Origin of the sequence: Bacillus sp. PPSBB_2, assembly GCF_045291115.1 — a bacterium.
Classification (GTDB): Bacteria; Bacillota; Bacilli; order Bacillales; family Bacillaceae_G; genus Bacillus_A; species Bacillus_A cereus.
Genome location: NZ_CP147983.1, coordinates 1,067,800 through 1,088,942 on the forward strand (window position 1 = coordinate 1,067,800; position 21,143 = coordinate 1,088,942).

Sequence of the window (21,143 nt, forward strand, 5' to 3'; positions counted from 1 at the left end):
CTTTATACCAACCATAGCGAGTTGATTTTCCCCATTTCGCTTGTGAATCATATAAACTACTCCGTAAGGCCGTACTATCAATTAAGACGCAAGGAATCAGTCCTAAATTAAGTTCCTGAAGAACTTTTTCATGAATGGCTGAAATACCTGCGTCACGAAACCAAGTGCCGACACGTGAAAAAGTAGAAATATGAGGAACAAAAGATAAACCACAAGATGAACGAAAAGAAGGATATGGATGCAAAAAACGAGTCAATTTGCGTAAAGAACTGATTTGAAATACGGTTTTTAGGAAAAAACATTTAAGTAACGATTTTCTGCAGGTGGGTGGACGGCCTGTCATAGGCGGAACGCCTCCAATGGTTAAATTGTCTACATACGCAAATAAAATTTGTAAAATGGATTGATTCTGATCAAAATTGGTTATCATACTAGTAAATCCGTCCTTTCTGGAGATAGTTTTGGGATACTATCATTCTTCCAGGAAAACGGATTTCTTTATGCATTCATTTTTGAATATTTATGAGTTTTGCAACACCCTCATAATGAGAATAAATTGAAAAGCTTAAAAGCATATTATTTTTTAACCATCACTTGACTAGTAAAACGAAACGGAGGAATAACCAATGTATGAAATTAAAGGGCATCATCACATTTCAATGGTTACGAAAAATGCAAATGAAAATAATCACTTTTATAAAAACGTGCTTGGCTTACGTCGTGTGAAAATGACAGTAAACCAAGATGATCCGTCAATGTACCACTTATTTTATGGAGATAAAACAGGAAGTCCAGGTACGGAATTATCATTTTTTGAAATTCCATTAGTAGGAAGAACATATCGCGGTACGAATGCGATTACTCGAATTGGATTACTTGTTCCTTCAGAGGATAGCTTGCATTACTGGAAAGAACGCTTTGAAAAATTTGATGTGAAACATAGTGAAATGACAACATATGCAAATCGTCCTGCTTTGCAATTTGAGGATGCTGAAGGTCTTCGCTTAGTACTACTCGTTTCAAACGGAGAAAAAGTAGAGCACTGGGAAACTTGGGAGAAATCAGAAGTTCCTGCAAAGCATCAAATTCAAGGAATGGGTTCTGTAGAAATGACAGTGCGTAGACTTGATAAAATGGCGAGCACACTTACAGAGATGTTCGGTTATACAGAGGTTAGCCGAAATGATCAAGAAGCAATTTTCCAGTCCATTAAAGGAGAGGCTTTTGGAGAAATCGTTGTGAAATATTTAGATGGTCCTACTGAAAAACCGGGCCGAGGTAGCATTCACCATTTAGCAATTCGCGTGAAAAACGATGCAGAGCTTGCTTATTGGGAAGAACAGGTGATACAAAGAGGCTTCCAGTCCTCAGGAATCATCGACCGTTTTTATTTTAAAAGCTTATATTTCCGCGAATCAAACGGAATCCTATTTGAAATTGCAACAGATGGCCCAGGATTTACAGTTGATGGAGATGTGGAACATTTAGGAGAAAAACTTGATTTACCACCATTCCTAGAAGATCAGCGTGCAGAAATTGAAGCGAATTTAGCACCGATTGAAGAGAAGTAATAGAAGAAAATATACAACTTTAACATATAAATGAAACCCCATTGGAGGAATATAAAATGAACCAATTAAAAGGAATTCACCACGTTACAGCGATTACAAGTAGTGCAGAAAAAAACTATGAGTTCTTCACTCACGTTTTAGGAATGCGTTTAGTTAAGAAAACAGTAAACCAAGATGACATTCAAACGTATCATTTATTCTTTGCAGATGATAAAGGTAGTGCAGGAACAGATATGACATTCTTTGACTTCCCAGGTATTCCAAAAGGAGTACACGGTACGAATGAAATTTCAAAAACTTCATTCCGCGTTCCAACTGATGCAGCATTAGAGTATTGGGTGAAACGTTTTGACCGTCTTGAAGTAGAACATACAGGAATTAAAGAGCAATTTGGCAAGAAAACTCTTTCTTTCGTTGACTTTGATGACCAACACTATCAATTAATCTCAGATGAACTTGATAACGGTATAGAATCAGGTACACCATGGCAAAACGGACCAGTTCCATTAGAATACGCAATTACTGGTTTAGGCCCTGTATTCATCCGTATTGCAAACTTTAGTTTCTTCAAAGAAGTGTTAGAAAAAGTTTTATTATTTAAAGAGGTTGCGCAAGAAGGAGAATTCTATTTATTTGAAGTGAATAAAGGTGGAAACGGTGCATCTGTCATCGTAGAACATAATACAGTTCTTTCTGAAGCACAACAAGGTTTTGGTACAGTGCACCATGCTGCATTCCGCGTAGAAGATCGCGCTGTATTAGAAGAATGGATTGAGAGAATCAGTAGCGTTGGACTTCCTTCATCTGGTTATGTAGACCGTCATTTCTTTGAATCATTATATGCAAGAGTTGCACCACAAATTTTATTTGAATTTGCAACAGACGGCCCAGGATTTATGGGAGATGAGCCATACGAAACACTTGGTGAAAAATTATCTTTACCTCCATTCCTAGAGCCAAAACGTGAAGAAATTGAAAAATTAGTTCGTCCAATTGATACAGTGAGAAGTACGAAGGAATTTATTAAAGAGTAAAAATAGAGCAAGTAGTTTTAGCGGAGTGCTGGAACTGCTTGCTTTTTTATTTATTCTAGTGATTTTTCTGACAATTGTTTCTCAAGTTATTAAAAAGGAAAACTTTGGTATAATTAATTGAAATATTTAATTTTCTGATAATTATTTTTCAATACATAGAAAAGGAGTGGTAATATACAATTTTGATAATTGTATAAAAATCCTAATTTTGTAATTTTGGAGAAAAGGGGATGCGAGTGTATGGGAGCAGATGTAGTAACGCGGGAGCAAATGAAACATTCTTTAGATGATTGGTATCGTGTAATGTTGCAGCAAAACATAGAGAAGGCCACAGAAATGAAAGAGGAGATTGAAAGTAAGATTAGTGGGTTGGATGTGGATCAGGAGGTATTGCTTTATCATGCGTTGTTGAATTTTAGATATGATGCATTGGTTGATTGGATTTCAGTTAGAGAAGATAGTTTTGATAAAGTGGAATCTTTCGAAATTCCAATAGAGGGCTTTTTAGCTTATTATTATCACTTCTTTAAAGGGTTTCATTGCACATTAATTTCAAATTATAACGAAGCGAAAGAACAGTATGAGCAAGCTGAGAAGTTATTGGAATATATTTCCAATCCGATAGAACATGCGGAGTTTCATTATCGGATGGGGAATTTCTATTATCATTCTTATCAACAAATCAATGCGATTGATTACTTGAAAAAGGCAAAAGAAGATTTTACGAAGCAACCAGGATATGAGATTAATTTGGCTTTATGTGAGAATATATTGGGGTTATGCTATGTTGATTTAAATCAATTTGAGTTAGCGGAGGAGATATTTAATCATTCACTAAATATTTTTCAACAAATTGACCATGAAAAATATATTTTAATGGTTAGAAATAACTTAGGGTTGCTATATGCAAATCAGAATTTATCAGAATTAGCAATTCGGCATTTATCCGAAGTAACAAAGAAAGCCCCTAATCATTTTAGAGCACTTTACTTGGAAGCTGATGAATATTTAAAAATAAATGAATTTGAAAAAGCGAGTGTCATAATAAGTAAAGGATTACATATTTGTAATCAGTTGAAGAATCAAGAATATCAATACCGATTCATGGTTTTAAATGTAATGAATACAAATGTTGATGCATTAGAGGAGGCTGTTATAGCGGGAGTTTCTTACTTTGAAAGAGAAGAATTGTTTGACTGTATTCAGGAATATACAGAACGCTTAGCAGATCAATTTTATAATATAAACAATCATGAAAAGGCTAGTAAATATTATCGCATGAGTAATGAATCAAGGAAAAAACAGGTGGCAAAAGGGGCGTTAAAATAATGAAAAAAATTGTATTAGCATTAATTGGATTTGCATTTACTTTTTCAGTTTTAGGTTCCCACGATTTTAATGCTATTGCTCTTAATAAGGGAGACACAGGCGGAGCACCAGCAAGACTAAACTATGTTAGCTTTAATAAGGGAGACACGGGCGGAGCACCAGCAAGACCAGACTACGTTAATATTGGTGACACAGGCGGAGCACCAGCAGATAATAGAGGCGATGGTGGAGCACCAGCCAACTTCAATAAAGGTGACGGTGGCGGTATTAGCAAACAAGACTCACACGCTGATCATTTTTAAATTAAATAATAACAAAGAAAGGGATCTCACAACGAGGTCCTTTTCTTTGTTATTAGGCCATGTAGAGAAAAGAATTGACTTACTTTAAATATGTAACTATAATAGTTACGGAATAACCATTAGTAATAGAAATGAGTTATATTTTTTTAGTATTATTGTAACTGAATCAGTTACAATTAAAAAAGAGAACATAAAATAACCAAAAAATGTAAAAACTTTAAATAGCAACAAGAGAAAGGAGACGGGAACTTTGAAAAGGTTTAAGTTTTATATGATTAGCGGTATTGTGCTCGTTTTGTTAATTGTTTGTAACTTCGTTGAGAAGCCGATTGCGAAGGTTGGCGAAGTGAAAGATACTGTTATGATGAAGCTGAATACGAAAGAGAGTATGGCGCAAATTGACGGGCAGACGATTTATTTTAAGCAAATTGGTGAGGGAAAACCCCCGTTACTCATGTTGCATGGGTTTGGTGGTTCTTCTGATGGGTTTAGTGATATTTATCCGGAACTAGTGCGAGACCATACGATTATTGCGGTTGATATTTTAGGGTTTGGGCGTTCTTCTAAGCCAGTTGATTTTCAGTATTCGTTTCCTGCGCAAGTGAATTTATATTATAAGTTAATGAAGAAGCTCGGATACGATCAGTTTGCGGTGCTCGGCCATTCAATGGGCGGAGAGATGTCCCTTAATTTAGCGTATTTATATCCGGATGCAGTGACGCATCTCATCTTGGCGGATTCTACAGGGATAGAGTCTTTCCAGCAAAAAGAAAGTTATGAAGTACCACCGCTATCGACGGACTTACAAACTGTAACTGAGATTGCGAAGTATAATAAAAATGAAGTGAAAAATAGTCGTGATGATAAAGAGCATTATGATCAGCTTACGAAAATGAGAGAGCGCCGCATTGCGATGGAAGCTGATAAAATTAAGGTGCCGACTTTAATTATATGGGGACGACATGATAAAAGTGTTTCTTGGAAAAATGGTGAACTGTATCATGGGCTATTTGCGAATAGTACGTTTCATATTATTGAAAAAGGATACCACGCACCGTTTCGTCAGGAACCAATTGAGTTTATGGAATATGTACAAGCATTTTTCGCGAAGCATCCACAATAAAAATTTTAAGCATAAATTCACTTCTTTCCTCATAAAGTGAAACTAATAAGGCTTGTCTAAGGAAAGGAATGAAGTGATTTGGAAACTTTACCATGGTGGGTTTATCTTGTAATTGTTGGGATTGTACTAAGTGGCTACATGGTTTTATATACTTCGAAAAAAGAGCAAGATATGGATAATGAGTTTATCGAAAAAGAAGGCGAAGTGTATATGAAGCGCTTAGAAGAAGAGCGCGAGAAACGTAATCAGGATAGTGATAAAGATTCGGTATTGCTTTAATAGATTACGTTTAAAGAAGAGAAATATATTGTATTTCTCTTCTTTTTTATTATGTTAAATATTTGTATAAGAGAAAAGTATATGTTTCATTTGTTAGCTGTCATTTTAAAATTGAAGACTTATTAAATGAAAAAATTGATATTTGCTTGAGGGTATTTTATATTTAAAATATTTAATATATGATTTTATTGTTTTTGAGGGAGATGAGAACTAACATGAATACAAAAAAATTTCAAACCTATGTGGCGTTGTCAACAAAAGACTGGAGTGCTGAAACATTTGTAAGAACCTTAGAAGAGATTGTATCTTCGGCAAAAGAATATGAAAATGATTATATTGAAGTCCATCAAGTACTAGAAATGGTAGTAACAGAAGTTGAAGTTGAGTATGTAATCATTCTAAATCATACGAGAAACTTAGATGATTTGGGGAAATACCTTAAATAATAATTTTTAAATACTGTTTATAAAAAGGAATGCTGTTCTATTTGGATAGAATGGTATTCCTTTTTGTCGCTGTTAATAATATAAGGGATTTTGATATGGAATTTTAAAAAGAGAGTGTTAATATTGGCCTCTAAAAAAGGGTGTAATCAGTATGACAAAGGAAAGTCGTTGTTGTCCATCTTCGGTTTTAAATAGTAATGGGTAGTAGACTGTTAGAGCGAAAATTGCCGAATCTATAGTAAAAGTAACCATTCAAAGCCCAATTCATACACTATGATGGAGGCTTTTTACTTCATAACCGGATGAAAAAGGAGTGTAATCATGAAGAAACGTACTGTTAATGAAGCAGGAAGGAATGTGCCACAACCAATCCGCAGCGACGGAGCAGGTGCGATTGATTCTGGACCTCGTAATGTTATGCGGGATATTCAAAATCCGAATATGCTTGTTCCGCCTATAACGGATGCAGGGTTAGTTCCTAACTTGAAGTTTTCATTCTCGGACACTTCTATGATTTTGAAACAAGGCGGGTGGTCTCGGGAGATTACTGTTCGAGAACTACCGGTTTCGACGACGATTGCAGGAGTAAATATGAGTTTAACGGCCGGTGGAGTACGAGAACTACATTGGCATAAAGAAGCGGAATGGGCGTATATGCTTTTAGGACGGGCACGCATAACGGCTGTTGATCAAAATGGACGGAATTTTATTGCTGATGTTGGACCAGGTGATCTTTGGTATTTTCCGCCTGGTATTCCGCATTCCATTCAAGGATTGGAACATTGTGAATTTCTACTCGTTTTCGATGATGGACATTTTTCTGATTTATCTACTTTAGCTATTTCTGATTGGTTTGCGCATACGCCAAAAGAGGTGTTGTCGGCTAATTTTGGAGTACCTGAGAGTGCTTTTCGTTCTATCCCTTCAGATCAAGTTTATATTTATCAAGGAGAGGTGCCAGGTTCCCTTGAAAGTCAGGAAGTTCAATCACCGAAAGGAGAAGTTCCTTTAACATTTAAACATGAATTGTTAAAACAAAAGCCGATTAAGACGCCTGGTGGTAGCGTTCGAATTGTAGATTCCACAAATTTCCCTATTTCCAAAACAATCGCAGCAGCGCTCGTTGAGGTTGAGCCTGGCGGAATGAGAGAACTTCATTGGCACCCGAATAATGATGAATGGCAATATTATTTGACGGGGGAAGCGAGAATGACTGTGTTTCTTGGAAATGGTACCGCTCGTACATTTGATTATAGAGCTGGCGATGTCGGATATGTACCGTTTGCGACGGGGCATTATATTCAAAATACAGGTACCGAAACATTATGGTTTTTAGAGATGTTCAGAAGCAATCGTTTTGAAGATGTATCGTTAAATCAATGGATGGCACTGACTCCTAAAGAAATAGTGGAGAGTAATATACATGTTGGCCCGCAAGTAATGGATTCTCTGCGTAAGGAGAAGTGGCCTGTTGTGAAATATCCGGGGTTTTCATATAGTCCGAAAAGTGATGAGTAAAAATGAAAAATTGCGTTATTCTTTCTGGAGACTGATAAGAAGGGATGGCGTATTTTTTATGCCTAATCTAGTCTTTATCCCGCTATTTGCCGGGTAGTAAGACCCCCACCTTAAAATTCAGCTGAAGTAAAGAAGTTAGGTGGGGGGGCGGGCTGTCCGTAAAAGTCCGATTGGTGAGGGCTGATTAAAGTTTCACTTTATTAGTATCCGTCCCTTGTATTATTGTTCGGGAAATTATTATTGGAGCATAGTATAGGGAAGATACATATAAAATAGCGCCATTATAAGCTGTAACGCATAAGTTGCGCAGGAAATGCAACGATAACTAGCTTTACTCTTCATCATTTATTTGAACATAATGGGCATAGAGAGGTGATAAACACAGTATGATTTTTAGTGAGCGTTTAAAAGAAGAAAGGGAAAAAAGAAATTGGTCGCAAAATGATTTGGCTGAAAAACTTCATGTGAGCAGGCAATCTGTTTCGAAATGGGAGACGGGAAAGAACTATCCGAGCATTGAAATTATTATTCATTTAAGTGATCTGTTCGGTATTACAATTGATGAACTGCTAAGGAGTGATGAAGAATTGACGCAGAAAGTAATTGAAGATAGTAAGCAATTGGCGTATCCAAAATGGAAGGTGTTTTTGGATAGTCTATTTATAATAGGAGTATTTTTATTTATTGCAAAAATCGTTGTATGGATGCTAAATAAGTTTGCTGGAGCAAGTATTACAATTGTAGCAGATGCGCCATATGTAATGAATCTTTTGCCCCTTGTATTCATGATTATAGGTGGTATAGGTTCCGATAAGTTGAAGAAAATATATAGATAAGAGAAAGATTTGAAAGAAATCCCCAACACTAGCTGTTCTTTTCACTTAAATTGTGTACTATAAAGGATAGGATGACATAAAGAAGGGGACGTATAGAATGGAATTTCATGAACAGAAAATTTTGCCGGCAGTGAGGCAAATTAAAGATTTGGAAAAGCTATTACATAGTTCGTATGAATATATCGTTATTTTAGATATTCATGTCGGCCAATTGAAGAGTGTTATATCGCTTGCGAAGCAATATTGTAAAAAGGTGTTTTTACATGTGGATTTAATTCATGGTTTGCAGAGTGATGGGCATGCGACGGAATATTTATGTCAGGAGTTTAGACCGTACGGGTTACTTTCAACAAAGGCGAGCGTTATTATGAAGGCGAAGCAAAAAGGTGTTGTGGCAATACAACGCATCTTTTTAATCGATTCGAGTGCGATGGAGAAGAGCTGCAATCTTTTAGATAAGACGAAACCGGATTATATTGAGGTACTTCCTGGAGCATTAACGGATGTTATCGCTGAAGTGAAAGAGCGTACTGGTGTACCGATTTTAGCAGGTGGTTTTATTCGTACTGTAGAAGATGTGGAAAGAGCTTTAAACGCTGGTGCGACAGCAATTACGACATCAAAACGCGAATTATGGAAACATTACCAAAAAAAGTGACGAAAATGTGAATTTTTTCGTTGACACCGCTTTCATTTACGGTTAACATTATAGACAAGTTAATAAACGTGACGGAGAAAAGAAGAGATCCACATTTCATTGTTTCTATATAAATTTATATAGAAGCGTGCAAAGCTGTGGGTCTTTTTCTTTTGACAAAAACGAATGGCCATTCATTTTACCTCTATCACATTTGGAAGCGTTTAAATTGATTGTGGAGGGATACTATGTCAGCATTTTTAGGAGAGTTAATAGGGACTGCGTTGTTAATCGTACTTGGTGGCGGCGTTTGTGCTGGTGTAAGTTTAAAGAAATCGTTTGCGAAAGATTCAGGTTGGATTGTTATTACAATGGGCTGGGGCTTAGCAGTAGCGGTTGCAGCGTATGCGGTTGGATCAATTAGTGGGGCACATTTGAATCCAGCTTTAACGATAGGATTAGCATTTAAGGGAGCGTTCCCATGGAGTGACGTACCAGGTTATATCGTAGCACAAATGATTGGGGCAATTATCGGGGCAGTTATCGTATATTTACATTACTTACCACACTGGAAAGAAACAGAAGATCCAGGAACAAAGTTAGGTGTATTTGCAACAGGTCCAGCAATTCCGAACACATTTGCAAACCTTTTAAGTGAAATGATTGGAACATTCGTTTTAGTATTTGGTATATTAGCAATTGGTGCAAATAAATTTGCAGATGGATTAAATCCATTTATCGTAGGTTTCTTAATCGTAAGTATTGGTTTATCATTAGGTGGAACAACAGGATACGCAATTAACCCGGCTCGTGATTTAGGTCCGCGTATCGCACACTTCTTCCTTCCGATTGCAGGAAAAGGCGGTTCAAACTGGAAGTATGCATGGATTCCAGTAGTTGGTCCAATTTTAGGTGGATCACTTGCAGGTTTATTCCATCAAGTTGTATTTGAGGGAAAACAAAATTCAGCACTTATTTATGTGATTATCGCAACTGTGATTGTACTAGCAATCTCTTATATGACAAGTAAAAAAAGCGGAAGCAATACAAATAGTAGAAAAGTAGCATAAGGGGGAAACCGATATGAAAAAATATATTCTTTCATTAGACCAAGGAACAACAAGCTCACGCGCAATTCTTTTCAATAAAAAAGGTGAAATTGTTCATTCAGCTCAAAAAGAGTTTACACAACATTTTCCAAAGCCGGGCTGGGTAGAGCATAATGCACAAGAAATTTGGGGATCTATTTTAGCAGTTATCGCAACTTGCTTAAGCGAAGCAGATGTAAAACCAGAACAAATCGCAGGTATCGGTATTACGAACCAACGTGAAACAACGGTTGTATGGGATAAAACAACTAGTAAACCAATTTACAACGCAATCGTATGGCAATCTCGCCAAACAGCTGAAATTTGTGATGAGTTAAAAGAAAAAGGTTATAGCGAAATGGTTCGCGAAAAAACAGGTCTTTTAATTGATGCATACTTCTCTGGTACGAAAGTAAAATGGATTTTAGATAACGTTGAAGGTGCAAGAGAAAAAGCAGAAAACGGCGATCTATTATTCGGAACAATTGATTCGTGGCTTGTATGGAAACTATCTGGTGGTAAAGCACACGTAACAGATTACTCAAACGCATCACGTACGTTAATGTTTAACATTCACGACTTACAGTGGGATGATGAGCTTCTAGAAATGTTAACAGTACCAAAGAGCATGCTTCCAGAAGTGCGTCCATCATCTGAAATATATGGAGAAACAATTGATTACCACTTCTTCGGCCAAAATGTACCGATTGCAGGTGTAGCTGGTGACCAACAAGCAGCATTATTTGGACAAGCTTGTTTCGGTGAAGGTATGGCGAAAAATACTTACGGAACTGGTTGTTTCATGTTAATGAACACTGGTGAAAAAGCAGTAGCTTCTGAGCACGGCCTATTAACAACAATTGCATGGGGAATAGATGGTAAAGTAAACTACGCATTAGAAGGAAGTATTTTCGTAGCAGGTTCTGCAATTCAATGGTTACGTGACGGAATGCGCATGTTTAAAGATGCAAGTGAGAGTGAAGTGTACGCAAATCGCGTTGAATCAACTGACGGTGTATACGTTGTACCAGCATTCGTTGGACTAGGAACACCTTACTGGGATAGTGAAGTACGCGGCGCTATGTTTGGTGTAACGCGCGGTACGACGAAAGAGCATTTCATTCGTGCAACGCTAGAATCTTTAGCTTACCAAACGAAAGATGTATTATGCGCAATGGAAGCAGATTCAGGTATTGAGCTGAAAACATTACGCGTTGATGGCGGAGCAGTTAAAAATAACTTCTTAATGAAGTTCCAAAGTGATATTTTAGATGTTCCTGTAGAGCGTCCAGTAATCAACGAAACAACGGCTCTAGGTGCAGCATACTTAGCTGGTCTTGCGGTTGGATATTGGAAAAACCAAGATGAAATTAAAGAACAGTGGCATATGGACAAACGCTTTGAACCAACGATGGAAGCGAAAACAAGCGAAGAGCTATATGCTGGATGGAAAAAAGCAATTGAAGCAACAAAAGCTTTCAAATAATCATAAACAGTGTTATAATGGTGACAAGTTAATAATTCGGTAGGAGATTTGGAGAGACCACAACGCGCTATAGAGGCGAAATCTATAGCGGAGTTTGTGGTCTCTTTTTTCGTTATCAAAGGGAGGAATTACCATGAAATTTTCAAGTAAACAACGTAAAGACGTATTAAACGGAGTAAATAAACAAGAGTTAGATGTGATCGTAATTGGTGGAGGTATTACTGGTTCTGGTATTGCATTAGATGGAGCAACACGCGGGTTATCAACAATTGTGTTTGAAATGCAGGACTTTGCAGCAGGTACATCAAGTCGTTCAACGAAGCTTGTACACGGTGGTCTACGTTATTTAAAACAACTTGAAGTGAAAATGGTAGCAGAGGTGGGTAAAGAGCGTGCGATCGTATATGAGAACGGTCCCCATGTAACAACACCAGAGTGGATGTTACTTCCGTTCCATACAGGCGGTACGTTCGGATCATTTAGTACATCAATTGGTCTTCGTGTATACGACTTCTTAGCAGGTGTAAAACGAAGCGAGCGCAGAAAGATGTTTAACCGTGAAGAAACGCTAAACAAAGAGCCTCTTGTAAAAAAAGAAGGATTAAAAGGCGGCGGTTACTACGTAGAATATCGTACAGACGATGCGCGTCTTACAATTGAAGTAATGAAAGAAGCAATTGAGCACGGTGCGAAAGCTGTTAACTACGCAAAAGTAGACAGTTTCTTATATAAAGATGGAAAAGTATGCGGTGTACGTGTAATCGATTTACTAGACGGTGAAGTGTACGAAGTTTACGGTAAGAAAATTGTAAACGCAGCTGGTCCTTGGGTAGATACACTTCGTGAAAAAGATAACTCGAAAAAAGGAAAAGTACTTCAGTTATCAAAAGGTGTTCACTTAGTAATTGATCAAAAACGTTTCCCATTAGGTCAAGCGATTTACTTCGATACACCAGATAAACGTATGGTGTTCGCGATTCCTCGCGGCGGAAAAACATACGTAGGTACAACAGATACGTTCTATGATAAAGATGCAGCTGTACCACAAATGACAACAGAAGATCGCACATACATCATTAATGCGATTAACTATATGTTCCCAAGCGTAAAAATTACGGAAAAAGACATTGAATCAAGCTGGGCTGGTGTACGTCCGTTAATTTATGAAGAAGGTAAGAGTGCATCTGAAATTTCTCGTAAAGATGAAATTTGGACTTCTGAATCTGGTTTAATTACAATCGCAGGTGGTAAATTAACAGGATACCGCAAAATGGCTGAAATGGTAGTAGATTACGTAACGAACTTACTACAAAAAGAAGGCCATAGTGCATATCCGAAGAGTACAACGAAACATATGCCAATCTCTGGTGGACATGTAGATGGTTCACACGGATTCCCAGCATTCGTTGCGAAAAAAGCTGGCGAAGGTACGAAATATGGTTTAACAACAGCACAAGCAGAAGAATTCGCGAAATTCTACGGCTCTAACGTTGACGTACTATTTGATTTAGCGAAAAAACATAAAGACGAAGCGAAAGAATACAACATGCCACTAGACGTTCTAATCCCGCTTGTATACGCAATGGATTACGAAATGACAGCAAAACCAGTTGACTTCTTCGTACGCCGCAGAGGCGCTGTATTCTTCAACATCCACTGGGTATACGAGTGGAAAGAAGCAGTAATCAACTACATGGCTGCGAAACTAGGCTGGAGCAAAGAAGAGCAAATGAAATACACAGCTGAATTAGAAAAAGCATTAACAGACGCTGTCATTCCTGTAGATCAACAAGAACAGGCAGCTGCGTTAGCGTAAAATAGAAAACCACCTGAAGGGGAGCCTTTAGGTGGTTTTTTTTATGGAATATTCTTCTAACTATATTGCATAACGACATATGTTGTTATACGATGTATATAAGGTGGTGGTATTGTTGGACAAAGAAATCTTAAAGGGAAGTATAGATATTTTATTACTTTCTATCATTGCAAAACGTGATACATATGGATATGAAATAGCTCAAAGTTTAAAGGATGCAAGTGAAGATTTGTATAGTATGAGGCAGGGAACTTTGTATCCTGCTTTAAAGAGATTAGAGAAAAAGGAGTTTCTTGAATCTTATTGGAATGAATCTGAGAATGGGATGAAAAGGAAATTCTATACTATTACAGATAAAGGGAAAAAAGAATTGCAGAAGAAAGTGAACTCTTGGGAGAGTGTAACAGCATTAATTCAAGCTTGTCAGAAAGGAGTTATTTATGAGTGAATTTGACGAGTATATTAAGTCTATTTTAGCCTATTCAGAACTTAGTGATATTGAACAGGATGAGTTATTTCTAGAAATGTATGATCACTTGAACAGTTTGAAAGAAGAATATATGGAACAAGGTATGAATGAAAAAGAAGCGATTTATAAAGCGATTCAAAGTTTTGGAGAATCAAAAGTTATTGGCGTAGAGATTAATAAATCGGTATACGAAGTTCCTAGGCCATTAAAGGTATTATCAAAAATTTTATGTATTCCTTATATAATCATTTGTTTTATTGTCTTTTTAGGAACATTTATTTCAACTTCTACATTTGACTCTGTTCGCAGTTTGACAGGTGGGACTGTCTATCATCCCATTGAATTTTGGCAGCAATTTTTACATATATCTGATTTAGAAACGTTATTACAACTTTTTGGAATAACACTTTGGCAAGTTAAAGATTTTATTGCACATCCAGGTCCTTGGGGAAACTCAACTTATTGGTTAAGCGTTTTACAACATATAATATTAGTAGTTCCATTCGGATTTTTCGTTCCAGTGCTGATTAATAAAGTGACTAACTATAAGAAAGCTCGTAAGTGGTATGTTATGACCTTTCTTGTTTGGGAGATATTACATTTACTAACTTTGTCTGATGTTTTTGATGTGTGGCGGATTGCTATAAATATGCTCGGTGCGTCGGTAGGATATCTTTTATTTATAAGCATAATGCAACTGGATAATAAATTTAGGATAATGCGCAAGAACATATTTGAAAATTAACTTGCTATTCTGTAGTTTAAATTATACAAATTTAGTTTGATGGTAATAGAGTATTGCTGAAAACATAGGTGCTATGTAGTGAGGGGATTTTTTATATTCGTAATAGGTGTTGTTCCTTGTTTATTCATCCTGTTATGAAGCGGGTACATAATCCGTCTTTATTGGTGCTATAAATGATGAGAGCGGCACAGCTGAACTAGAAAAAGTCTAGAACAACAAGAACAGGCAGCTGCGTTAGCGTAAGATAGAGAACCACCTGAAGGGGGAGCCTTTAGGTGGTTTTTTCTCTTGACTAAAAATAAATAAAATGTGTTACAATGATGATAGAGTATTTAGTGTGAATTTTGCATAAAATAAAAAAGACAGAAGCCTGAGAAACTTCTGCCTTGTGTAACCTAACTTGCTATTGTGGTGGTAGTAGGTGCGGTTATAAGACAATTACATTAACGTTTTAGCCGAGAACCGCCATTACCTTTTCCACAAAGCAGGGTGGTTCTCGCTTTTTTGTATACAGAAATTAGCCACGGACCGACGTATCTTCTACCGATGACAACGCCAGCTCCGGTTAGGATACCATACACTAATTTAATTACAAACATCGCGATCATATTATCACCTCCCCCCTTTTTCAAAATGGAAGAGATGATTGCCACACCTACTAGTTATAGCTTATTAAGTTACATTTTAATTGTATTATGTTTTAAAATAGGGAACAAGATATATGGATGAAAATTCCTGTTTTTAAGCAGAGCATTAGTGTCAGGGGACAAGAAGTAAATAAATATTCATAAAAAAACGGTATGGACATTACCATCCGTATTTTTTTATGTATTTATAAAACTTTTCCATACAGTGCGTCGTCTAATATATGGGAAGGAGGAAATGATGTGGATGAATTAACGATAGAAGCGTTTGAAATAGAAGATAAGGAGGACCTTATCGACGAAATAATGAACAAGTATGGACAAGAAGTCCTACAGCTTGTGTATTCATATGTGAATAATAAAGAGGTTGCGGAGGATGTAACGCAAGATATATTTGTGAAATGTTATAAATCTCTTCATACATACAAAGGGAAATCGAATGTGAAAACGTGGTTATGGAGAATTGCGATTAATCAATGTAAGGACTATATAAAAAGTTGGTATAACAAAAAGGTAATCGTTACAGAGGATGAATTTGCGTATATTGGGATTCAAAATGATAGTGTCGAACAAACTGTCATTCAAAATGCTGAGGATAGTAGGTTAGCTTCTGCAGTAATGAATTTACCGATAAAATATCGAGAAGTCATTTATCTATTTTATTATGAGGAATTATCAATTAAAGAGATTGCTACAGTAATAGATGTGAAAGAAAACACGATAAAGACAAGACTAAAAAAAGCGAAGGAACTTTTGAAGGAAGGATTGGAGGAATAATCAAATGGAAGATCGATTAAAAGGCTTGCGAAAATCAATGGAGAACACAACGTTTAAACATTTGAGTTTTTCTGATCAGCACCAGAAGCAGGTGCGCGAAAAAATTAAGCAATCGTCCGAAAAGGAAGAAGATATCCTTTTAGCAGTGTTACAACTTCTTATGAATGAAAAAACAGGTTATGAATTGATGCAGTTACTAAGAGGAAGAGGGATTCAAAAATTCGAAGGTGATGAAGGGTCTCTATACACTTTATTACATCGTCTAGAACAGAATCGCTTTATCCAATCTAATTGGGATCACGCAGGAGCTAAATATTATCAATTAAATGATAAAGGAAACAAGATGCTGCGAAAGGCAGAAAAAAATGCTACGAAGGCACGATTTATATTAAAAGGCTTAGTACAGGAGTGAGAAAAAATTGAACAAAAAAGGGGAGCGTTTTTTAAAAGAAGTTACGAACCATATTAAATCAAAAGAAGCGAAGGACTTAGTAGCAGCTGAACTAAATTTTCACTTGAAACAGGCGAAGAATATGTGGATGGATAAAGGATTAAGTGAGGAAGTTGCTGAAGATAAGGCTGTTGAACAAATGGGGAGTCCGATTAAACTTGGCCGGGAACTTAACAAACTTCATAAGCCAAAGGTGGATTGGTTCTTACTTATTTTATTAGTAGCTGCTATGGGGTTAGGGTTTTTGCCGGTTTTAGTTTTTGGATATACGAATGATGTAATAATAAATAAGGTGATATTTGTTATTCTCGGTGTTGTAACAGCGATTGGAATGATGTTACTTGATTATCGGAAATTAGAGAGAATGGGATGGTTGTTTTATATAATCGGAGTAGTTGTCCTGTTAATACTATACTGTTTTCCAAACGCTTCAATGATTGGAGAATCGTTAATACAAATCGGCCCAATTGCAATTGACTGTCTAATGGCAGTGCCTTTCTTTTTTCTAGCTTGGGCTTCTTTTTTTAATGATAGTAGGTTAAAGATTATACATCTTGTGGTTTTATATTTATTTTCTTTGTATTTATTTTTGATTGTATCCACCCTTTCGTCAATTTTTATCTATATTACGATGGTATTCGTTATGCTTTGGTGGAGTAAGCTAGGAAAGAAAACGTCGTTGATTATTACGATTGTACCTATTTGTTATCAAGGTATCCGTATCATGGTCTTCAGGATACCACTTAGATAGACTTTTAGGGTATTTAAATCCTGAGAGTGATGCAGGTGGCGCAGGATTTATGTATATACGATTAAAAGAGGTAATGTCATCAGCAGGTTGGTTTGGTACATATCGAGATATGAAATTCATCCCTGCTCCGGATACTGATTTTGTATTTGCAAGTTTGACTTACTATTATGGGTATTGGCTTGCATTAATTCTTGTCTTCGTTCTTTCTCTTTTTGTAGCAAGATTAATAGTCATCTCTTATAAAATAAATGATCGGTACGGTAAATTGCTACTCGTTGGTGGATTGACTCTTTTTGTATTCCAGTTTATTTATAATGTTGGAATGATACTAGGATTATTGCCGCTTGCTGCTATATCCTTACCTTTTATTAGTTACGGATTAACGCCGACTGTATTTCATGCGCTTATAATGGGGATTGTGCTGAGTGTATATAGGCGTAAGGGTATTTCATTCAGAATTAGAAAGACACCTTGATACTTATATAAGTTGCATATAAAAGAATTCATTATTATGATCAAGTAAAAACGTAAATAGATAGTAGAAGAGGGGTATGATAAATACTCCTCTTTTCGTGTTTAAATAAGTGCACTCTCTTTAACAGAAATACATAATTCAGAACGAGAGATTGATTCAGTTAGTTGCTGTAAATAAGAGTATTCTTCCGCATCTTTTTCGGAAGTGTTAGGATCTAGTAAAGGTGAAGAAAGAAGTACATCAATCGTAAGTATGTCTGCATCATGAGAGACGATGTTATAACCTGCAAAAACAGGTCGTTTTAAGTCTTTTACTTTTTGAATCATCTGATGGAATTTCGTAACACTTATATTGATTTGTGCGAATGGAAAGCATTTTTGGATAGGATTCTCGATGGTCTTTCTAATTTTATAATCGTATACATAGTAGTACTTTTTTTGCTGCTCAAGTGTTTGCAACTCTTTCGTTAATAAGTGGTATTTGTCTGTAAGTCCAGTTGTGAGTGCACGATGTTCTTCGCCAACTAATAATGTGAAAGGTCTTGGTGAGGAGATTGAAATGGTGCGGACGTTTAGGTCAGTAAAAGTGTGCTTAGATTGTAAAATGGTATGTAATTTTTCGGTAGGAAACTCACCGTCATAAATAGCAATAAAATAGTGGTTCATCTTTTCGCTCCTTAACTTTTTTCTAAACTGATATATTCTACTTTAAAGGTGTAAGTCCTGCATAAAAAAGAAAACACCTTGATTGTTATCAAGGTGTTGTAATAAGCTCAAAACTCTCCGAATCAGCCCCAAGCACAAAAGGACTAACCTCGACAACGCTATAAAGGTGCAATTCATGCATCGCTCGCGTACAAGCAGTGTAGAACAATCTACGAACGCTCTCATCGCTGTACACATCTTTAGAAGCATCGTAAATAATAACGGCATCAAATTCAATGCCTTTCGCTAAATAAGCAGGGATAATAACAACGCCTTGTTCGTATTCAGCAGAGGTGCTCTTCACAAGTTTAATATCTTCAATGCTACTAAGTTCCTCATAGGCAGCGGCGCTTTCAGCTGCGGATTTACAGATGATTGCGATCGTATTGTGCTGCTCTTTTTGTAGTTCAGCAACTTTGGCAGTAATATGTTCGTGCAGTTCGCTGTAATCAGCTACTTTCGTCACTGTAGGTTTCGCGCCGTCACGTTCAAAGGCGTGAATGTTCTTCCCTTCCGGTACGAGAGCACGTGTAAATTCAATAATCGGTTTTGTTGAGCGATAGCTACGAGTTAAGTTAATGCCGTTTGTTTCGTCTGGCCCGTATAAATTCGTAAGTGTATCGAAATTCACCGTTTCACTCGCATGGGCAAATATCGCTTGGTTAAAGTCTCCGAGTACCGTCATTCTTGCAGCAGGGAAGAGGCGTTTTAAAAACTCGAACTGAAACGGAGAATAATCTTGCGCTTCATCTACGAGTACGTGTTTAATCAATCTGTTCGTTTGGAAGCCTTCAATTAATTCTTTTAAAAGTAAAAATGGAGTCGCATCCTCGTAATATAGCTTTCCTTCATCAAGCATATTTACTGTTAATGAGCAAATATCATCCCACTCTTTCGGTTTTTCTCCAGTAACCCATGATGCATCTGTGAAAAGCTGTTTATATATACCTGTAAAATTGATGAAGCGCAATGTTTGAACGCCTTTACGAAGAGGCTTCATTTTTTTACGGACAATCATACGTCCAAGTACTCTTGTTTCTTTCTCAAAATCATTAAAGGAGTTATCGTCAAACTCGCCTTTTTTCTGTAAATATTTATAAGCCTTTTGATATTCATCTTTACTAAGTAGTTCGATTTCTTCTTCTACCCAAGGCTTTTTCAGTTCTGCTTTTTCAAGTGCATCTATTTGCTTATTTAGCCAATCCGTTAACTTCTCAATTCGGCTATGGAAGCGGAGAGAGGAGTCAGTATTATAAAATTGCTCTGTGATTTCTTTAGCTGAGGCAATTAGTTTCCCTCTAAATTTCATTCCTCTAAATAGCATGCCTGAAGATTCAAGAGATTGTCTGTAAGCTCTAATCATCTCGAAAAATTGAGTAGATGCTTTAAATCGGATGCTAGCATTTCTCGTTTTATAGGTAGGGCTATTTGTTTCAGTTAGCATATATTCTAATTGCTCATAAGGGTCTTCAACGTCAAATGACTTGCTCAGTCTATGATTTAAATATTCTTGGAATGTCACTTGCTGCATATTTTCTTCACCGAGTTCAGGTAGTACGTTAGAAACGTAGCTATTGAACATAGAGTTAGGGGAGAAGAGAATAATTTGATCCGCTTTTAGCCATTCGCGATATTTATATAGTAAGTAGGCGATTCGCTGCAGGGCAGCTGACGTTTTACCACTACCAGCAGCTCCTTGCACGATAAGGAGTCGGCCTTCATCGTGACGAATAATTTCATTTTGTTCACGCTGAATTGTAGCGACGATACTTTGCATATGTTTGTTCGTACCTTTTCCGAGCGCTTGTTGCAAGATTTCATCGCCAATTGTAAGGCTCGTATCGAACATAGAATCAATCTCGCCATTTTGAATAATGTATTGTAATTTTTTCTCCACATTACCGTGGATTACGCCTCCTGGTGTACTGTACTCAGCTGGTCCTGGTGGATAATCGTAGTATACACTCGAAATAGGTGCGCGCCAGTCATATATAAGAAAGTTTTCTCCGCTAGCATCCGTAAGTGTAGCAACACCGATATAAATTTGATCCGCAGCAGATTCTCCTTCTTCTTTGAAATCAATTCGTCCAAAATAAGGTGCTTTATGCATGCGTCTTAATGCGGCAAGTCGATTAAAGGTATGCTTATGGGTAATTTGTGTGACAGCTAGTGACTGAGCTTGTTGTCTTAAGTTGATAACTGTTTCAAGATAATCATCAAAAGTATCCGTGTTCACTTTCACATCATCCCAAAAGTGTTTACGAATATTGATTACTTCTGCCCGGCGTCTGCCAGTTTCGTTTTCCAGTTTATCAATTTGCTCCGTAATTGTCTCGATTACGGTATCCAATCTTTTTTGCTCTAAATCAAGTTTTTTGTTCATACGGTAAGCACTCCTTTAAAAGTGAAAAATAGAGGTTGACTGAAGATGTGTTTTGGTGTACAATTAAAATACGGATAAATACGTTCCTTTCATTTTAGAAAACGTGTTTCTGTACTAATTTAACATAGTTTTTGAATTTAATCAATGATAATAAGATAAACCTTGGTTCTGCGTGGCGTGGATCAAGGTTTTTTTGTGTTTTTCTTTAAGGAAGAATCGCAATTTTATTGAGGAGAATGTAAGTAAAGCAAAGAAGAAAATCAGGAATAGGGGGATACT

Annotated in this window: 21 protein-coding genes and 1 pseudogene; 18 read left to right on the forward strand and 4 right to left on the reverse strand. The window is 36.7% G+C overall.

The window, feature by feature from the left end; translation table 11 throughout:
* Positions 1-430 (reverse strand): transposase (locus V6946_RS05235; protein WP_406622255.1); only part of this gene is annotated, 430 nt, incomplete at its 3' end.
* A 196-nt stretch (positions 431-626) separates the two neighbouring features.
* On the opposite strand from V6946_RS05235, the gene V6946_RS05240 reads away from it, so the two are divergent.
* From V6946_RS05240 to V6946_RS05310, 15 genes are all read left to right on the forward strand, one after another.
* The gene (locus tag V6946_RS05240; protein WP_006924768.1) at positions 627-1,571 is read left to right on the forward strand and encodes a ring-cleaving dioxygenase; all 945 of its coding nucleotides are present in this window, start codon (positions 627-629) and stop codon (positions 1,569-1,571) included.
* Positions 1,572-1,627: 56 nt separating this feature from the next.
* On the forward strand, positions 1,628-2,605 hold the full coding sequence (locus V6946_RS05245; RefSeq protein ID WP_006924769.1) for a ring-cleaving dioxygenase: 978 nt from the start codon (positions 1,628-1,630) through the stop codon (positions 2,603-2,605).
* 240 nt (positions 2,606-2,845) lie between these two features.
* Positions 2,846-3,934: a tetratricopeptide repeat protein gene (locus V6946_RS05250; RefSeq protein WP_006924770.1), complete on the forward strand. Its 1,089-nt coding sequence runs from the start codon at positions 2,846-2,848 to the stop codon at positions 3,932-3,934.
* Entirely contained in the window at positions 3,934-4,236 is a 303-nt protein-coding gene (locus V6946_RS05255; protein ID WP_006924771.1) for a hypothetical protein, read from the forward strand. Before V6946_RS05250 ends, V6946_RS05255 begins: the two co-directional genes overlap by 1 nt.
* Positions 4,237-4,486: 250 nt before the next feature.
* Positions 4,487-5,359, forward strand: a complete 873-nt coding sequence (locus V6946_RS05260) for an alpha/beta fold hydrolase (RefSeq protein WP_006924772.1) — start codon at positions 4,487-4,489, stop codon at positions 5,357-5,359.
* A 78-nt stretch (positions 5,360-5,437) separates the two neighbouring features.
* The gene (locus V6946_RS05265) at positions 5,438-5,638 is read left to right on the forward strand and encodes a sporulation YhaL family protein (RefSeq protein ID WP_000449223.1); all 201 of its coding nucleotides are present in this window, start codon (positions 5,438-5,440) and stop codon (positions 5,636-5,638) included.
* A 215-nt stretch (positions 5,639-5,853) separates the two neighbouring features.
* Positions 5,854-6,084: a hypothetical protein gene (locus V6946_RS05270; protein WP_001093032.1), complete on the forward strand. Its 231-nt coding sequence runs from the start codon at positions 5,854-5,856 to the stop codon at positions 6,082-6,084.
* Positions 6,085-6,405: 321 nt separating this feature from the next.
* Positions 6,406-7,602, forward strand: coding sequence for an oxalate decarboxylase family bicupin (locus V6946_RS05275; protein WP_000747529.1), 1,197 nt, complete (start codon positions 6,406-6,408; stop codon positions 7,600-7,602).
* A 386-nt stretch (positions 7,603-7,988) separates the two neighbouring features.
* On the forward strand, positions 7,989-8,438 hold the full coding sequence (locus tag V6946_RS05280) for a helix-turn-helix domain-containing protein (protein ID WP_000577663.1): 450 nt from the start codon (positions 7,989-7,991) through the stop codon (positions 8,436-8,438).
* Positions 8,439-8,535: 97 nt separating this feature from the next.
* Positions 8,536-9,096 carry a glycerol uptake operon antiterminator GlpP gene (gene glpP / locus V6946_RS05285; RefSeq protein ID WP_000394285.1) on the forward strand — a complete coding sequence of 187 codons (561 nt, stop codon included), beginning with the start codon at positions 8,536-8,538 and terminating at the stop codon, positions 9,094-9,096.
* A 227-nt stretch (positions 9,097-9,323) separates the two neighbouring features.
* Positions 9,324-10,145, forward strand: a complete 822-nt coding sequence (glpF, locus tag V6946_RS05290; RefSeq protein ID WP_001272200.1) for a glycerol uptake facilitator protein GlpF — start codon at positions 9,324-9,326, stop codon at positions 10,143-10,145.
* 13 nt (positions 10,146-10,158) lie between these two features.
* Positions 10,159-11,649 carry a glycerol kinase GlpK gene (gene glpK, locus V6946_RS05295; protein ID WP_000760009.1) on the forward strand — a complete coding sequence of 497 codons (1,491 nt, stop codon included), beginning with the start codon at positions 10,159-10,161 and terminating at the stop codon, positions 11,647-11,649.
* Between the two features lie 133 nt (positions 11,650-11,782).
* On the forward strand, positions 11,783-13,465 hold the full coding sequence (gene glpD / locus V6946_RS05300) for an aerobic glycerol-3-phosphate dehydrogenase (protein ID WP_016122054.1): 1,683 nt from the start codon (positions 11,783-11,785) through the stop codon (positions 13,463-13,465).
* Between the two features lie 115 nt (positions 13,466-13,580).
* Entirely contained in the window at positions 13,581-13,913 is a 333-nt protein-coding gene (locus V6946_RS05305) for a PadR family transcriptional regulator (protein ID WP_366981795.1), read from the forward strand.
* Positions 13,906-14,679, forward strand: a complete 774-nt coding sequence (locus V6946_RS05310; RefSeq protein ID WP_001288381.1) for a VanZ family protein — start codon at positions 13,906-13,908, stop codon at positions 14,677-14,679. Before V6946_RS05305 ends, V6946_RS05310 begins: the two co-directional genes overlap by 8 nt.
* Positions 14,680-15,122: 443 nt before the next feature.
* Here V6946_RS05310 and V6946_RS05315 read toward each other — a convergent pair whose 3' ends face one another.
* The gene (locus tag V6946_RS05315; RefSeq protein WP_366981794.1) at positions 15,123-15,287 is read right to left on the reverse strand and encodes a hypothetical protein; all 165 of its coding nucleotides are present in this window, start codon (positions 15,285-15,287) and stop codon (positions 15,123-15,125) included.
* A gap of 279 nt (positions 15,288-15,566) precedes the next feature.
* On the opposite strand from V6946_RS05315, the gene V6946_RS05320 reads away from it, so the two are divergent.
* The 3 genes and pseudogenes from V6946_RS05320 to V6946_RS05330 all read left to right on the forward strand — a co-directional run bounded on the left by V6946_RS05320 (position 15,567) and on the right by V6946_RS05330 (position 17,777).
* A complete protein-coding gene (locus tag V6946_RS05320) occupies positions 15,567-16,100 on the forward strand; it encodes a sigma-70 family RNA polymerase sigma factor (protein ID WP_006924784.1) in 534 nt (177 codons plus the stop codon).
* A gap of 4 nt (positions 16,101-16,104) precedes the next feature.
* Positions 16,105-16,512 carry a PadR family transcriptional regulator gene (locus V6946_RS05325; RefSeq protein WP_000390147.1) on the forward strand — a complete coding sequence of 136 codons (408 nt, stop codon included), beginning with the start codon at positions 16,105-16,107 and terminating at the stop codon, positions 16,510-16,512.
* A 7-nt stretch (positions 16,513-16,519) separates the two neighbouring features.
* Positions 16,520-17,777: pseudogene (locus V6946_RS05330) on the forward strand (FtsW/RodA/SpoVE family cell cycle protein).
* Positions 17,778-17,878: 101 nt separating this feature from the next.
* Here the strand turns inward: V6946_RS05330 and V6946_RS05335 are convergent.
* Together V6946_RS05335 and helD are read right to left on the reverse strand one after the other, a co-directional pair.
* Positions 17,879-18,442, reverse strand: coding sequence for a hypothetical protein (locus tag V6946_RS05335; protein ID WP_006924788.1), 564 nt, complete (start codon positions 18,440-18,442; stop codon positions 17,879-17,881).
* 88 nt (positions 18,443-18,530) lie between these two features.
* The gene (gene helD, locus V6946_RS05340) at positions 18,531-20,864 is read right to left on the reverse strand and encodes an RNA polymerase recycling motor HelD (protein ID WP_006924790.1); all 2,334 of its coding nucleotides are present in this window, start codon (positions 20,862-20,864) and stop codon (positions 18,531-18,533) included.
* Positions 20,865-21,143 lie beyond the last annotated feature (279 nt).

What these genes read in the sequence shown, in the direction of transcription:
- V6946_RS05270 (WP_001093032.1), top strand. Translation starts at nt 5,854, where the DNA reads ATGAATACAAAAAAATTTCAAACCTATGTGGCGTTGTCAACAAAAGAC.
- V6946_RS05245 (WP_006924769.1), top strand. Translation starts at nt 1,628, where the DNA reads ATGAACCAATTAAAAGGAATTCACCACGTTACAGCGATTACAAGTAGT.
- V6946_RS05240 (WP_006924768.1), top strand. Translation starts at nt 627, where the DNA reads ATGTATGAAATTAAAGGGCATCATCACATTTCAATGGTTACGAAAAAT.
- V6946_RS05280 (WP_000577663.1), top strand. Translation starts at nt 7,989, where the DNA reads ATGATTTTTAGTGAGCGTTTAAAAGAAGAAAGGGAAAAAAGAAATTGG.
- V6946_RS05255 (WP_006924771.1), top strand. Translation starts at nt 3,934, where the DNA reads ATGAAAAAAATTGTATTAGCATTAATTGGATTTGCATTTACTTTTTCA.
- V6946_RS05315 (WP_366981794.1), bottom strand. Translation starts at nt 15,287, where the DNA reads ATGATCGCGATGTTTGTAATTAAATTAGTGTATGGTATCCTAACCGGA.
- V6946_RS05335 (WP_006924788.1), bottom strand. Translation starts at nt 18,442, where the DNA reads ATGAACCACTATTTTATTGCTATTTATGACGGTGAGTTTCCTACCGAA.
- glpK (WP_000760009.1), top strand. Translation starts at nt 10,159, where the DNA reads ATGAAAAAATATATTCTTTCATTAGACCAAGGAACAACAAGCTCACGC.
- V6946_RS05325 (WP_000390147.1), top strand. Translation starts at nt 16,105, where the DNA reads ATGGAAGATCGATTAAAAGGCTTGCGAAAATCAATGGAGAACACAACG.
- glpP (WP_000394285.1), top strand. Translation starts at nt 8,536, where the DNA reads ATGGAATTTCATGAACAGAAAATTTTGCCGGCAGTGAGGCAAATTAAA.
- V6946_RS05310 (WP_001288381.1), top strand. Translation starts at nt 13,906, where the DNA reads ATGAGTGAATTTGACGAGTATATTAAGTCTATTTTAGCCTATTCAGAA.
- glpF (WP_001272200.1), top strand. Translation starts at nt 9,324, where the DNA reads ATGTCAGCATTTTTAGGAGAGTTAATAGGGACTGCGTTGTTAATCGTA.
- helD (WP_006924790.1), bottom strand. Translation starts at nt 20,864, where the DNA reads ATGAACAAAAAACTTGATTTAGAGCAAAAAAGATTGGATACCGTAATC.
- glpD (WP_016122054.1), top strand. Translation starts at nt 11,783, where the DNA reads ATGAAATTTTCAAGTAAACAACGTAAAGACGTATTAAACGGAGTAAAT.
- V6946_RS05275 (WP_000747529.1), top strand. Translation starts at nt 6,406, where the DNA reads ATGAAGAAACGTACTGTTAATGAAGCAGGAAGGAATGTGCCACAACCA.
- V6946_RS05250 (WP_006924770.1), top strand. Translation starts at nt 2,846, where the DNA reads ATGGGAGCAGATGTAGTAACGCGGGAGCAAATGAAACATTCTTTAGAT.